Below are 13,610 nucleotides of genomic sequence, written 5' to 3'. Positions count from 1 at the left end.
ACCGGCGGCCGGTGTTCTCGGACGGGCTGGGAGAAACGGGGCAGAGAGGCAGGGCACTGGCCTGCCCCGATGCTGGCTGGTGTCCGGCCGGCGCGGGCACTGCCAACCTCCACGCAGTGACGCAGAGACGCGGAAGCGGAGAGGCGAGCGGGCTACTCGGCGAGGAGCGAAGCGCCGATGGTGTCCTTGCAGACCTCCACGGAGTAGGCCATGAGGCCGCCGGCCTGGGCGTCGCGAAAGAGGCGCTCGATGGGGGACGAGCGCAGGTAGCCGGCGGAGGCGCCGCCGACGCGGACGGCGAGCTGGGCGGCGTCGACGGCGATCTGGTTGGCGAGCTGCTTGGCGCGCATGGTGGCGGGGATGAACTCGGGGGAGTTCTGGTCGGCCAGCCAACACATGTGGTGGGAGTACATGCCAGCGGCCTCAAGGCGGGAGTGGACGTCGGCGGCGTCGAAGCGGAGCCACTGCATGTCGGCCAGCGGACGGCCGGTGGTGGGGATGACGCGGCGGCGGGCGTGGGAAACCAAGGCGGCGAGGGCGGCGTCGGCGATGCCGAGGGACAGGAAAGCCAAGCCGGCGCCGATGTGGTTGGGGTGAGGACCGGAAGACGGGGGACAACGGCGGTCCGAACGCAACAGGGTGCCGGTGAACTCGATGAGCTGGCTGCGGCTGGCCCGCAAGCCCATGGTGTCCCAGATGGGGATGTACCGCATGGACGACGGATCGGCGGCCAGGCCGAAAAAAGTGGCCCGATCGTCGACCAGGGCGTTGATCAGGAAGTGGTCGGCGATCTCGCAGCCGGAGGCGAAGCGCTTGGCGCCGGTCAGCGCGAAGCCGCCGGGCACGGGCTGGGCGTGCTGCAAAGGCATCAAGAACAGGTTGCCGCCGGTGGGCTCGGACAAGGCGTTGCAGAAGCGGCGGCCGGCGATCAGCTCGGCGGCGTAGAAGCGGGCGACGTCGGGAGCGGAGCGGGTGACGAGGCCGGCGGCGGCGCCGATGTGCATGACCCAGATGCACGCGGTGGACGGGCATGCGGCGCCCAACAACCGGACGATCTGCCCAAAACTGCGGTAGCTCAGGGACGACCCGCCGTACTCGACGGGCAGCAGGGCGGTGTCGAGCCCGCTGCGGTGCAGGGCCTGGAGATTGGCCAGCGGCAGCTCACCGCTCTCGTCATAGGCGCCGGCGGTCTCGGTGAACGAGGCGGCCAGCTCGACGGCGGTGTCGATCCACGCCTGCTCGTGCGCGGGCGGCGCGAAGGGATGCCCGGCGGTGATCACGGCGTCCACTTTCCCGGCAGTCTGTCCACCTTCGTATGCATACCAGCTGAATCCGCAGAAGACGCGGCGAACGGCAACCAAGACGCTGCGACAACAGGGTGACTGCGAGGCAGACGAGCGGCGAAAACTGACAACAGGCACGGTCACACGTGTTGAGCAGCGACCTGACCATGGCCTAGAACGGCCGCCCGTTATCCCTCGCCCTGGTGACCTGCGCGACCGCCGGGCACCTACGACACCCGCGAAACCGTGCTCAAGCGGACGGCACGGGCGTGACCACCAACAGTGCCTGCGCGGCCATGGCGGGCAAGTGGTTCAGCCCCTACGACGACGCGGCCAAGACGGCGCTGACCACCATGCTCAACGGCTGCTGAGAGCCGAAGTCGAGGCCGGCTCCGACACAAACTGTTGACGCCTAGGAGCTTCGCTGCCAGACTGTGGCCATCATGGTTTACTGACTTCGCACCCAGCCCGCGTCCGCGGCCCGCGACCTGAGAGTCGCCGACGGCCCGGCGGGCTTTCCGCATCCCGTTCCTTCCGCGGTAGGTGTCGCATGTCAAATATTCCCTTTCTGCACGCCCATGACCTGGTCAAAACCTATGGCGACCGGCGCGTTCTCGACGGCGTCGGACTGACGGCGTCCCCGGGCCAGCGGCTCGGCCTGGTCGGCGACAACGGCGTGGGCAAGTCCACCCTGCTGCGCCTGCTCGCGGGCGACGAAGAGCCCGACGCCGGCACGGTCAGCCGGCCGCAGGACTGCGGATTCCTGTTGCAGGAACTGCCTTTCGGCCCGGACGACACGGTCCGGCACGTCATCGACGACGCGCTGGCCGACATCAGGGCGGCCCGGCGGCGGCTGGACGAGCTGGGTGCGCGGATGACCCGCGACCCCGAGGACGACGAAGTCCTGGCCGAGTACGGCGATGTGCTGGAGTGGGCGCAGGACCACGACCTGTGGGACGCGGACCGCCGCGCGGAGCTGGTGCTGGCCGGGCTCGGACTGTCCGAAGTGGACCCGAGCCGGCGGCTGGCGCGGTTCTCCGGCGGGCAGCGGTCCCGGCTGGGCCTGGCCGCGCTGCTGATCCGGCAGCCCCGGGCGATGCTGCTGGACGAGCCGACCAACCACCTCGACGACGAGGCGGTGACGTTCCTGGAGCAGCAGCTGACCAAGCTGCCGGGCACGGTGGTGGTGGCCTCGCACGATCGTGTCTTCCTGGACGCGGTGTGCACGGACATCCTCGACCTGGACCCGGCCCGCGGCGGGGCGACCCGCTTCGGCGGCGCCTACACCGACTACCTGGCGGCCAAGCGGGCCGAGCGGGCCCGCTGGGAGCAGCAGTACGACGAGGAGCAGACGGAGCTGGCCGAGCTCAAGGAATCGGTGAACGTCACCGCGCGCCAGGTGAACCACCACCGGGCGATGAAGGACAACAACAAGGCCGCCTACGACCGGCACGGCGGGCGGGTGCAGAAGCAGATCTCCCGCCGGGTCCGCAACGCCCAGCAGCGGCTGGACGAGCTGACCAGGGCGCAGGTCCGCCGGCCGCCACAACCGTTGCGGTTCAAGGCCGACCTGACCGGCAAGACACTGCCGGACCAGCTGGCCGTGTCGCTACGACACGTGCAGCTGCCGGGTCGGCTGCAGCTGGACGAGTTGGACGTCACGACCTCGGCCCGGCTGATGGTGCGGGGCGGCAACGGGGCCGGCAAGTCCACGCTGCTGAAGGTGTTGGCGGGCAAGCTGACTCCGGCCAACGGCGTGGTGCACCGGGCCCGTGGCGTGAGGATCGGCCTGCTGGAGCAGGACGTTGCCTTCGCTGACCAGACGAAGACGCCGCGCCAGATCTACGCGGCGGCCGGCGAGCAAGCGGTCGCGTTGTCCCAGCTGGGTTTGCTGGCCGGGAGGGATCTGGACCGGCCGGTGGGGCAGCTGTCGATCGGGCAGCGGCGGCGGCTGGCGCTGGCGGTGCTGATCGCCCGGCCGCCGGAGGTGCTGCTGCTGGACGAGCCGACCAACCACCTGTCCCTCGGCCTGGCCGAGGAACTGGAGCAGGCGCTGCGGTCGGCGCCAGGAGCGGTGGTCATCGCGTCGCACGACCGGTGGCTGCGCAAGACATGGCAGGGCGCCGAACTGGTGCTCGCCGACGGCAAGGTCGCATAACACCTGAGAGAAGGAGGGCCGTGCGGTGATCACGCGTCGCAGGCCACGTCCGACCGTCCACATCGAACTCAGGAGGCCCCCTTGTCAGCTCAGCTCACCATTCGGAACGTCAGCAAGTCCTTTGCCCACCGGCGAGTGCTCGACACCGTCTCCGCGACGGTCCGCCCGGGCGAACGCGTGGGTGTCGTCGGCGACAACGGATCCGGCAAGTCCACGCTGCTCCGGCTGATCGCCGGCCAGGAGCGGCCGGACGACGGGGAGGTCATCGTCGAGGCGCCGGGCGGGATCGGACACCTCGGGCAGGTGCTCGACCTGTCGCCGACGGCCACCGTCGGCGACGCGATCGACGCCGCCCTGGTCGAGATCCGAGAACTGCAAAGGAAAATCCACGAGGCCGAGCAGACCCTGGATGAGGGTGGCCTCGCGGCGTACGGGGATCTGCTCACGGCGCTGGAGATCCGCGACGGCTACCGGGCCGACGCCAAGGTGGCGGCGGCGATGTCCGCGCTGGGCATCGGCCATCTCGACCGCGACCGTCCACTGGGGACGATATCGGGTGGCCAGCAGGCCCGGCTGGCGCTGGCCGGCGTGCTGTCGTCCGAGCCGGAGCTGCTGCTGCTCGACGAGCCCACCAACCATCTCGACGCGCAGGCGCTGAGCTGGCTGGAGGACCGGCTGCGGGCCCACCGGGGCACGCTGGTCGTGGTCACTCATGACCGGCTGCTGCTGGAACGGGTGGCCACCGCGATCATCGAGGTGGACGGCGACCGCCGTGCGATCACCCGCTACGGCAACGGATACGCCGGCTACCTCGACGAGAAGCGGGCCGCCCGGCAGCGCTGGGAGCAGCAGTACGCCGAGTGGGCCGGGGAGATCGAGCACTGGACGCAGTGGGGCGCGACCACGGCGTATCGCGTCGCACCCGGCCGTGCGATGAAGGACCACAACAAGTGCAAGTACAACGGGGACGGCCAGCGGGTGCAGGCCAGCATCTACACGCGGGTGCGCAGCGCGGCCGAACGCCTCGACCGACTGCGGGCCGAGCCGGTGCCGAAGCCACCGGATCCGTTGCGGCTCAACGCACCGCTGTCCGGCGGCGCGGCCGAGGGCACGGTGATCGAGCTGTCCGACGTCAGCGTCGCCGGCCGGCTGGCGGTCGACCACCTCACGGTGTCGGCCGGTGAGCGGCTGTTCGTCTCCGGGCCGAACGGGGCGGGCAAGTCCACGCTGCTGGCCGTGCTGTCCGGCGAGCTGCGACCGGACGCCGGCACGGTGACCCGCAACGGCCGGATCGGCTACCTGCCACAGGAGAACACGGTCCGGCACCCGGAACGCGGCGTGCTGGCCACGTTCGCCCAGGGCCGGGTCGGCACCGCCGACGAGCACGCGGAGCGGCTGATGTCGCTGGGCCTGTTCGCCGAGTCCGACCTGCGCACGCCGGTGGGCTCGCTGTCCATCGGGCAGCAGCGCCGGCTGGCGCTCGCGCGGTTGTTGGTGCAGGAGGTGGATGTGCTGCTGCTGGACGAGCCGACCAACCACCTGTCGCTGACGCTGGTGGAGGAGATGGAGGCCGCGCTGGCCGACTACTCCGGCGCGGTTGTCGTCGTCTCGCACGACCGGCTGCTGCGCAACCGTTGGCGGGGCGGGGAACTGCCGCTGCGCGAGGGCCGGCCGCTGTGCGTGGCGGCCTGAAAGGCGGCCTGGGGGCGTGTCGAGCGCCCCTGGGCCGCTAGCCGCCAACTCGGGACCGGGGCGCGCTAGCCGCCGGCGTCCGGGCGGTGTGGTTCGAGGTCGTCGTGCTGCTGTGGTGGGCGGTCCTCATCGCCCACGGCCGGGCCAGTACGTCAGCTCGTCCCGGCCGCCTTCGTCACGGTGATCACGCCTTGACCGCGTCGCCGATGGCTTGGTCGAGGATGGACAGACCCAGCGCGATGTCCTCGTCGGAGGCGGTCAGGGCGGGGGCGATGCGGAAGACGCCGCCCATGCCCGGCAGCTGCACGATGTTCATGTGCAGCCCCAGTTCCAGGCAGCGGCGGGTGACACGCTGACCCAGGTCGTCGGAGATCAACTCCAGGCCGGCCAGCAGGCCGCGGCCGCGAACGTCGGTGACGACCTCGTGCGAAGCGGCGATCTCCTTCAGGCCTTGACGGAGGACGGCGCCGAGCTGTCGGGCCCGTTCGTCGAGGCGGTCGCGGACGAGGACGTCCAGGACGGTGTTGCCCACGGCGGCGGGCAGTGGGTCGGAGACGTGGGTGGTGAAGAACAGGTAGCCGCGATCATGGGCCTCCTGCTCGATCTCCGCGGTGGTCACGACCGCGGCCAGGGGCAGGCCGGCGCCGAGCGTCTTGGACAGGGTGAGGATGTCCGGCACGATGCCGTCCCGCTCGAACGCGTACCAGGAACCGGTGCGGCACAAGCCGGTCTGGGCTTCGTCGAGGATGAGCAGCATGCCCCGCTCGCGACACTTCTGGTGCAGGGCGGCGAAATAGCCGAGCGGCGGCTCGATCACGCCGCCGGAGCTGAGGATCGGCTCCACGATGCAGGCCGCGAGGTTGCCGGTCGACTGGGCGTCGATCATCTCGAAGCCGAGGTCCAGCTGCTGATGCCAGTCCGCGCCCGGCACCGGAAGGGCGAAGTTGCCGGGCGCGGCCGGGCCGTAGCCCTTGCGGCCGGCGCTGTAGGTGGCGCCGGCGGCGGCCTGGGTCATGCCGTGCCAGGAGCGGACGAAGGACACGATCTCGTGGCCGCCGGTGACCAGCTTGGCCATCCGGATCGCGGCCTCGTTCGACTCGGCCCCGGTGGTCAGCAGCAGGACCTTCTCCAGCGGGGCCGGCAGGGTCTCGGCGAGGCGGCGGGCCAGGTCCACGACCGGGCGGCTGAGCATGCCGCTGAACAGGTGGTCGAGCGTCGCTGCCTGGCGGTGCACGGTGGCCACGATCTCCGGGTGAGAGTGGCCGAGGATGGCGCTCATCTGCCCGGACGTGAAGTCCAGGATCTTGCGGCCGTCCTCGGTGAACACGTAGCTGCCCTCGGCGCGGGCGATGATCTCGCGGGTGAAGTCGGCCCGACCCGCGTAGCGGACGAGGTGCTTGTCGGCGTCTGTCCAGAAGTCGGCCATGCCCTCGACGGTAGGAGGCGTGCGAGCGACACGTCCAGCTCACAATTCTGGCTTGGTTGTACGGCTGAGCCGCACAATGGGCGGCATGCTGAACCCGTGGCGGCTGCGGCTGCTGAGCCGGCTCGACACCCTGGGCACCATCCGCGCGGTCGCCCTGGACGCCAACCTGTCGGCCTCCAGCGTGTCCCAGCAGCTCGCCGTGCTGGAGACGGAAACCCGCACCCAGCTGCTGGAACGCACCGGCCGGCGGGTTCGCCTCACGCCCGCCGGCCAGCTGCTGGCCCGGCGGGCGCGGGCGATCCTCGACCACATGGACACCGTCGAGGCCGAGCTGCGCGGCCTGCACGACGAGCCGGCCGGCCTGGTCCGGCTCGGGGCCTTCCAGAGCGCCATCCACACCCTCGCCGTGCCCGCCGTGCAGCGATATCCGCAGCTCGACGTCGAGCTGCTGGAGTTGGAGCCGCACGAGTCCATTCCCGCCCTGCGCGGCGGCGACGCCGACGTGATCATCACGACCACCGACTTCGTCGAGCTGCCGCTGGGCCCCGACCTCGACATAGTGCCCTTGGCTGCCGATCCCGTCGTGCTCGTCGCCTCGCCCGACCGCAACGTCCCGCGCGGCCCCGCCGTCCTCTCCGACTACGCCGCCGAGCCGTGGGCGCTCGACATTCCCCAGTCGTACATGGCGAATCTGACCCTCCGGCTGTGCCGCGAGTCGGGCTTCGAGCCTCGGGTGGTGTGCCGGTTCAGCAACTACCTCATGACGCTGCAACACGTCGAGGCCGGGCTGTCCATCGCACTGCTGCCCGGCCTCGCCGTCGATCGCCGCTACCGCGTCGTCACCCGTGAGCTCGCCGTTCCCGTCACCCGCACCATCGCGGCGGTCGTGCGGCGGGGCTCGCCCCGCCGGGCGGCCGTCAACCTCGTGCTCAATGCCTTGCAGGAACAGCCTTTGCCGACGGACTAGGCCGGTGGCGTTGACCGGCTGCCGGTCAGCACTGGATGGCGCGGATCCACGCGTTCTCGGCGTTGGCGCCGGGTTCCGCGTTGTAGTTCCACGAGTGGGCGTACCACTCGGACCCGTTGTGCTGGACCAATGCCCCGCTGTCGTAGGCCGTGTCGCGCTGCCATTCGCCGGCTTGGCAGAGGGCGTTGTGCGTGGTCGCCGGGGGTGGGGGAGCGGCCGGCGGCTTCGCCGTGGTCTTCGGCGGGGCGGCCGGCGCCTTGGTGGTGGTCGTTGTCGTGGTCGTCGTCGGAGGCGCCGACGTCGTGGTCGCAGTGGTGGAGCTCGGTGTCGTCGAGGTCGCGCTGGCCGCCGAGGTGGTGGGGTACGGCACCGGCTCCGCGACCGGATCGGGCGAGCGGGTGACGGCCCAGAGCACCATGCCGAGGCAGAACAGCCCCAGAATCGCGGCAGTGATGATCACGGTGCGTTTCTGGCGGTTGGTCATGGCCGGTACACCTCCGTGAGCCCGGTCGGGGGAACCGAGTGGCGCAAGTGGGTGATCTCCACGGCGGCTCACCTTAGACCATTTCGCACAGTAATCGTGAAAGGGGTTCACTTCCCGTGTGGGCGTCACTGGCGGAGAGTGGGCCTTGACCGGACGGTGCTGGCCGGATTTCCGCAGGCCACCGCCCCCCGGTCCACTGTGGATAGCATGCCGCCTGTGCTTCAGTCGGAGTCCTTGACCCAGGACCGTCAGGACGTGCCCGCCCGTCGCTGGCTGCACGTGGCCATCGGCAGCGGTGTCGTCGCCGTCCTCGTCTACGTGCTCGCCGTGCTCACGCCCGTCGGCCAGGAGCTGGAGAACGCCGCTCTGCGCGGCGCCGACCAGGTCGGCGCCAGCGAGGCCGGCAACGCCAGCCAGGGCTTGGACCAGATCACCGTCTACTCCCTGGCCGCCGCCGTGGTCCTCATCGCCGCCATCGGCCTGCTGCGCCGCCGTTGGGAGCTCGCGCTGGCCGCCGTCGGCGTCATCGTCGCCGGCCAGATCATCACCCAGGGCCTCAAGCGCTACGTCCTGCCCCGGCCGCCCCTGGTCTCCCTCACCGGCCACTACGCCGACAACAGCCTGCCCAGCGGCCACACCACCATCGCCATGACCGTGCTGTTCGCCGCCTTGATCGTCGTGCCCTACCGATGGCGTGGGGTCGCGCTGTTCTTCGTCCTGTCCTGGGCCGTCGGCATCGGCGCCTACACCGTCACCGCCAAGTGGCACCGCCTCTCCGACACCCTCGCCGCCGACGCCATCGCCCTCGCTCTCGGCTGCCTCGCCTCCTGGTGGCTCGCCGGGCGGGGTTTGGTCTCCCGTCACGACGGCAAGCGCCGCATCCCCCGGGTCCTCATCGTCACGTTCACCGCGCTTGTCGGCGTGTTCTTCCTGGCCTTCGGCGTGTTCTTCACCGTCGTGCTGTTGGCCCGTGACGGCCTGGACAGTGCCCTGCGGGACGACACGTGGATCATCTACCTGTCCGCGCAGTCGTTGGCCTCGGCCGGGTCGATCGTCGCCGCGCTGGTGTTTCTGTGGAGCTGGCGGCGGTTGGAGATCGGCTAGGGCCGGTTGGCCGAGAAGTAGCCGGCGATGTCGACGACCACGTCGACCGAGCCGGCCAGGTTGGACACCGAGAACGACCGCTGCCACAGGCTCACGATCGCCATGTTCGGCACCGTCTCGCCGGCGCCCAGGTTCAGCGTCGACGCGTCGGGCCGGGTGGAATCACCCGGCCACGCCGTGAGAAACGTCGAGGTGGTGGCGTCGGTGGCGGTGATGTTCACGGCGACGGCGTCGGCGCTGAGCACGGTCTGCGGGCTGACGTCGACGGCCAGCACGCCGCCCGGGCCGACGGGGTGGCTGTCCCGGGTGTCGACGACCCGCTGCGGCACGCCGGGAAAGAACCAGTCGCCGGCGTCGCTGACGTAGAAGCCGGACACGTCGGCGATGAGGTCGACGGAGCCGAGATGGTTGTACAGGTCGATCTTGCGGCTGGGCGGCACGGCGACGGTGACCAGGTTGGCCCGTGTCCAGCCGGGGGCCAGGTTCAAGGAGCTCGCGGCCGGCTGGGCGACGCCGTCGGGCCACGCGGTGACGAAGGTCGGGGCGGTGGTGTTGGTGGCGGTCAGGTTGAACACGACGGCGGTCGCGGTCGGCGGCAGCACGGAAGACAGGTCCAGCACGGTGGACTCGTGCGGGCCGAGGGGGCCGCGGCCGGTGCGGGTGTCCATCACCCGCTGGGGCGAATGCCCGACATAGCCCGAGCCGTTGCCGGCGTAGTAGCCCTGGAGATCGGCGACCACGCCGAGATCGCCGCGCACGGCGATGTCGAGCTTTCGGTTGTCCGGCAACGAGACCGTGGTCAGGTTGGCCGCGGTCTGCCGCTGCGACACGTTCAGGTTCGAGGTGCTCGGCCGCTGCTGCCCGTCGGGCCACACCGTCACGAAGCTGTCCACGTTCGCCTCGACGCCGGTCAGGTTCAAGACCACGGCGGCCGTCCCGGCCGGCACCGAGCCGGACAGGTCCAACACCAGGTGATCGCCTTCGACGCCGACCCCGGTGCCGTCCCGGGTGTCCAACACCCGCTGCGGTGTCACGGCGGTGAACCTGGTGGCCGGAGTCGCGGCGCCGGCCGGCGCGGCCACCGTCACGATCGCGGTCACGGCCGTCAGAACCGCAAGCAGCACAGCACGTTTCGACATCTGACCCCACCTGATCCGGGGTGACGCCACCACGGCGTCCGCTGCCCCCGAATCCCCTGAAGGTCACCCTAGCGTCCGCGCGGACGCCTCGGCTTCGCCCATCCGAACGTAAGTTCGACGGCCCGCTTCCAGTTGGCGTACTCGGCGTCCCGGTCGTCGGCATTCCACTGTGGAGTCCAGCGCGCCGCGAGATGCCAGTTCCGGCGCAAGCCCTCCAGATCAGGCCAGTAGCCGACGGCCAGACCGGCTGCGTAGGCGGCGCCGAGCGACACGGTCTCGGCCACCATGGGCCGCAGCACGGGAACATCCAGCACGTCGGCGATGGTCTGCATCAACAGGTGATCGGCGGTCATGCCGCCGTCCACCTTCAGCGCCTTGGACGACACGCCCAACTCGGCGGCCATCGCGTCGACGACCTCACGCGTCTGCCACGCCGTGGCTTCCAGCACCGCGCGGGCCAGATGTCCCTTGGAGATGTACGAAGTGAGGCCGACGATGATGCCCCGTGCCTCGCTGTGCCAATGCGGCGCAAAGAGGCCCGAGAACGCCGGCACGATGTAGCAGCCGCCGTTGTCGGTCACGGTCCGGGCCAGCGTCTCGATCTCCGGGGCGCTCTGGATCAACCCGAGCTTGTCCCGGAACCACTGCACGAGCGAACCCGTGACGGCGATCGACCCCTCCAGGGCATAGGTCGCGGGCTCGCCGCCGAGCTGATAGCCGATGGTGGTCAGCAACCCGTGCTCGGACTTCACGAGCGTGTCGCCGGTGTTCATCAACAGGAAGCTGCCGGTGCCGTAGGTGCACTTGGTCTCGCCCTTGGCGAAACACGTCTGCCCGAACAGCGCGGCGTGCTGGTCTCCGAGCGCGGCGGCGATCGTGATACCGGGAACCACGCGGGTGGTCTTGCCATGGATCTCCGTGGACGCGCGGATTTCCGGCAGCATGGACGCGGGAATGTCGAAAAAGGACAGCAGCTCGTCGTCCCACGCCTGCGTGGTGATGTTCATCAGCATGGTGCGGCTGGCATTGGTGACGTCGGTGACGTGCAGGCCGCCGCTCACGCCGCCGGTGAGATTCCAGATCAGCCAGGTGTCGATGGTGCCGAACAGGAGCTCGCCGCGCGCGGCCCGCTCCCGCAGCCCCGGAGTGTTGTCCAGCAGCCATTTCAGTTTGGGGGCGGAGAAGTACGTCGCCAGCGGCAGGCCGCAGCGGTCGCGAATGCCGGCGCTGTCCGGGCGGGCGGTCAGCTCGCCGACCAGCTCCTCGGTCCGGATGTCCTCCCACACGATGGCCCGCCCGACGGGCACGCCGGTGTTTCGGTCCCACACCACGGCGGTCTCGCGCTGGTTGGTGATGCCCAGCGCCACCACCTGGTCCGCGCCGACGCCGCCGTCCCGCAGCGTCTGCGGCAGGATCCGGTCCACGTTGCGCCAGATCTCGACGGCGTCCTGCTCCACCCAGCCCGGCCGCGGATGGTACTGGCGGTGTTCCCGCTGCACGACCGAGACCAGCCGGGCGCTCTGGTCGAACAGGATGCACCGGGTGGAGGTGGTGCCCTGGTCGATCGCCATCACATACCGTTGCGCCATGATCCCCGCTCAGTCGGTCAACGCCCGGGACACGGCCTCGGCCGCGCTGGCCACCTGACTCACCAGGCTCGGCTTGGGCCGGCTGGCCGGATCGCAGATCCGGTCCACCGCACCGGAAACGCCGATCGCGCCGACGACCAGGCCGCCGAACGCGCGGATCGGCGCGGCGATGCTGGCCTCGCCCGGCATGCACTCCTCGGCCTCGCTGGCCCAGCCGCTGGCCCGCACCTGGGTCAACACCCGCTCCAACGCCTGCGGGGAGACGATCGTGCGCCGGGTCAGCGAGGTGAGCTCGCGATCGCGGCTCAGCGACGCGTCGTAGGCGAGTAGCACCTTGCCGAAGGCGGTGGCGTGCAACGGAAGCATCGCGCCCACACCCAACGTCTGCATGGTGTCATCGGGTCGGAAGACGTGGTGCACGACGAGCACCGCCCCGTCGTGGTGCACCCCGATGCGCACTTCCTGGCCGCTGCGCGCGGCCAGCGCGTCGGCCCAGTTCAGCGAGCGTGAGCGCAATTCGTTCGCGTCGAGATAGCTGGTCCCCAGGTGCAGCAGCGCGGCGCCGAGGCGGTAGCGGCCGGATTCCTGGTCCTGTTCGACGAATTCGACCCGTTGCAGGGTGCGCAGGATGCCGTGCGCGGTGCCCTTGGGCAGGCCGAGCGAGGCGGCGATCTCGGCCAGCCCGTACTGGCCGGAGCCGCGCGCCAGCAGCCGCAGCATGGCGGCGGCACGCTCGATGGACTGGATGGGGCCGGGCACGGCGTCAGCTAATCAAACGAGCACGTTGTCGGCAATGTCGAACGCCCGGAGGTGCGACGGGACACGGTCGGGGACGCATCCAGCCGCGAGATCGTCGGATAGTAATCGGACGACCACTCTGTGGTGTGAGCCACCGTTCGACATTGTCGACCGCTGCCCGTTGAGGGCCGGATCACCGCTGCTTACGTTCCCCTCACTCACTGGGGGTGGGTGGCCGTTCAACGATGAATGGAGAAGTGGGTGGCTCTAGGAGCGGTGTTCCTCAGCGAGGTGCTCGGCACCGGTTTGCTGATCTTGCTCGGCGCCGGTGTGGTGGCCAACGTGCTGCTGGTGAAGTCCAAGGGCTTCGACGGCGGCTGGCTGCTGATCAACTTCGGGTGGGGCCTGGCCGTGATGGCCGGCGTGTACGTCGCGTTCAAGTCGGGCGCGCATCTCAACCCGGCCGTCACCATCGGCATCCTGACCAGTGGGGCGAGCACGTACGCCCCCGGTGTCGCGGTGTCGCTGGGCTCGACGCTGGTCTATCTGGCCGGGGAACTGGTCGGGGCCTTCATCGGTGCCTGCCTGTGCTTCCTGGCGTACAAGAAGCACTTCGACGAGGAGCCCGACGAGGGCAAGAAGCTGGCCGTGTTCTCCACCGGCCCGGCGATCCGCAGCTTCGGCTGGAACCTGGTCACCGAGATCCTCGGCACGTTCGTGCTGGTCTTCGTGGTGCTGTCGTTCGGCAAGACGCCCTCGGGCCTCGGCCCGCTGGCCGTGTCCATGCTGGTGGTCGGCATCGGCGCCTCCCTGGGCGGCCCCACCGGCTACGCCATCAACCCCGCCCGTGACCTCGGGCCGCGCATCGCGCATGCCATCCTTCCCTTGCGCTACAAGGGAGAACCCCGGTCCACGGAGCCCAAGAACTCCGACTGGGGTTACGCCTGGGTGCCGGTCGTCGGCCCCCTCGTCGGCGGTGTCATCGCCGGTCTCGTCTCCCACGTCGCGTTCTGATCGGAAGGGCATCCGT

General features: G+C 70.2%; 11 protein-coding genes. 5 read left to right on the top strand and 6 right to left on the bottom strand.

Annotated features, from left to right (window positions below; all coding sequences use genetic code 11):
* Positions 1-152 precede the first annotated feature (152 nt).
* The gene (locus KUTG_RS19550; RefSeq protein WP_232240862.1) at positions 153-1,289 is read right to left on the bottom strand and encodes an acyl-CoA dehydrogenase family protein; all 1,137 of its coding nucleotides are present in this window, start codon (positions 1,287-1,289) and stop codon (positions 153-155) included.
* 544 nt (positions 1,290-1,833) lie between these two features.
* Here KUTG_RS19550 and KUTG_RS19545 point away from each other — a divergent pair.
* Positions 1,834-3,441, top strand: coding sequence for an ABC-F family ATP-binding cassette domain-containing protein (locus KUTG_RS19545; RefSeq protein WP_043718681.1), 1,608 nt, complete (start codon positions 1,834-1,836; stop codon positions 3,439-3,441).
* Positions 3,442-3,522: 81 nt separating this feature from the next.
* Positions 3,523-5,133, top strand: coding sequence for a ribosomal protection-like ABC-F family protein (gene abc-f, locus KUTG_RS19540; RefSeq protein ID WP_043718679.1), 1,611 nt, complete (start codon positions 3,523-3,525; stop codon positions 5,131-5,133).
* A 184-nt stretch (positions 5,134-5,317) separates the two neighbouring features.
* Here the strand turns inward: abc-f and KUTG_RS19535 are convergent, their stop codons facing one another.
* Positions 5,318-6,559, bottom strand: coding sequence for an aspartate aminotransferase family protein (locus KUTG_RS19535; RefSeq protein WP_043718677.1), 1,242 nt, complete (start codon positions 6,557-6,559; stop codon positions 5,318-5,320).
* Between the two features lie 85 nt (positions 6,560-6,644).
* Here KUTG_RS19535 and KUTG_RS19530 point away from each other — a divergent pair, with 85 nt between their 5' ends.
* Complete coding sequence (locus KUTG_RS19530) at positions 6,645-7,526, top strand: LysR family transcriptional regulator (RefSeq protein ID WP_043729930.1); 882 nt, start codon at positions 6,645-6,647, stop codon at positions 7,524-7,526.
* Between the two features lie 25 nt (positions 7,527-7,551).
* Here KUTG_RS19530 and KUTG_RS19525 read toward each other — a convergent pair whose 3' ends face one another.
* Positions 7,552-8,010, bottom strand: coding sequence for a hypothetical protein (locus KUTG_RS19525; protein WP_043718675.1), 459 nt, complete (start codon positions 8,008-8,010; stop codon positions 7,552-7,554).
* A 216-nt stretch (positions 8,011-8,226) separates the two neighbouring features.
* Here KUTG_RS19525 and KUTG_RS19520 point away from each other — a divergent pair, with 216 nt between their 5' ends.
* Positions 8,227-9,114: a phosphatase PAP2 family protein gene (locus KUTG_RS19520; protein ID WP_232240861.1), complete on the top strand. Its 888-nt coding sequence runs from the start codon at positions 8,227-8,229 to the stop codon at positions 9,112-9,114.
* On the opposite strand, the gene KUTG_RS19515 is transcribed toward KUTG_RS19520, so the two are convergent.
* The 3 genes from KUTG_RS19515 to KUTG_RS19505 all read right to left on the bottom strand — a co-directional run bounded on the left by KUTG_RS19515 (position 9,111) and on the right by KUTG_RS19505 (position 12,601).
* Positions 9,111-10,253, bottom strand: a complete 1,143-nt coding sequence (locus KUTG_RS19515) for a hypothetical protein (RefSeq protein WP_157494641.1) — start codon at positions 10,251-10,253, stop codon at positions 9,111-9,113. The two genes, KUTG_RS19520 and KUTG_RS19515, sit on opposite strands and share 4 nt — an antisense overlap.
* Before the next feature lie 68 nt (positions 10,254-10,321).
* Positions 10,322-11,842: a glycerol kinase GlpK gene (glpK, locus tag KUTG_RS19510; protein WP_043718673.1), complete on the bottom strand. Its 1,521-nt coding sequence runs from the start codon at positions 11,840-11,842 to the stop codon at positions 10,322-10,324.
* 9 nt (positions 11,843-11,851) lie between these two features.
* On the bottom strand, positions 11,852-12,601 hold the full coding sequence (locus KUTG_RS19505; protein ID WP_043718668.1) for an IclR family transcriptional regulator: 750 nt from the start codon (positions 12,599-12,601) through the stop codon (positions 11,852-11,854).
* 240 nt (positions 12,602-12,841) lie between these two features.
* Here KUTG_RS19505 and KUTG_RS19500 point away from each other — a divergent pair, with 240 nt between their 5' ends.
* Positions 12,842-13,594: an MIP/aquaporin family protein gene (locus KUTG_RS19500; protein ID WP_043729925.1), complete on the top strand. Its 753-nt coding sequence runs from the start codon at positions 12,842-12,844 to the stop codon at positions 13,592-13,594.
* Positions 13,595-13,610: the final 16 nt, after the last annotated feature.

Source organism: Kutzneria sp. 744 (assembly GCF_000568255.1).
GTDB lineage: Bacteria > Actinomycetota > Actinomycetes > Mycobacteriales > Pseudonocardiaceae > Kutzneria.
The sequence above is the reverse complement of the archived record's forward strand: the minus strand, read 5'-3'. Positions and strand labels throughout refer to the sequence as shown.

What these genes read in the sequence shown, in the direction of transcription:
- KUTG_RS19530 (WP_043729930.1), top strand. Translation starts at nt 6,645, where the DNA reads ATGCTGAACCCGTGGCGGCTGCGGCTGCTGAGCCGGCTCGACACCCTG.
- KUTG_RS19515 (WP_157494641.1), bottom strand. Translation starts at nt 10,253, where the DNA reads ATGTCGAAACGTGCTGTGCTGCTTGCGGTTCTGACGGCCGTGACCGCG.
- KUTG_RS19545 (WP_043718681.1), top strand. Translation starts at nt 1,834, where the DNA reads ATGTCAAATATTCCCTTTCTGCACGCCCATGACCTGGTCAAAACCTAT.
- KUTG_RS19535 (WP_043718677.1), bottom strand. Translation starts at nt 6,559, where the DNA reads ATGGCCGACTTCTGGACAGACGCCGACAAGCACCTCGTCCGCTACGCG.
- glpK (WP_043718673.1), bottom strand. Translation starts at nt 11,842, where the DNA reads ATGGCGCAACGGTATGTGATGGCGATCGACCAGGGCACCACCTCCACC.
- KUTG_RS19525 (WP_043718675.1), bottom strand. Translation starts at nt 8,010, where the DNA reads ATGACCAACCGCCAGAAACGCACCGTGATCATCACTGCCGCGATTCTG.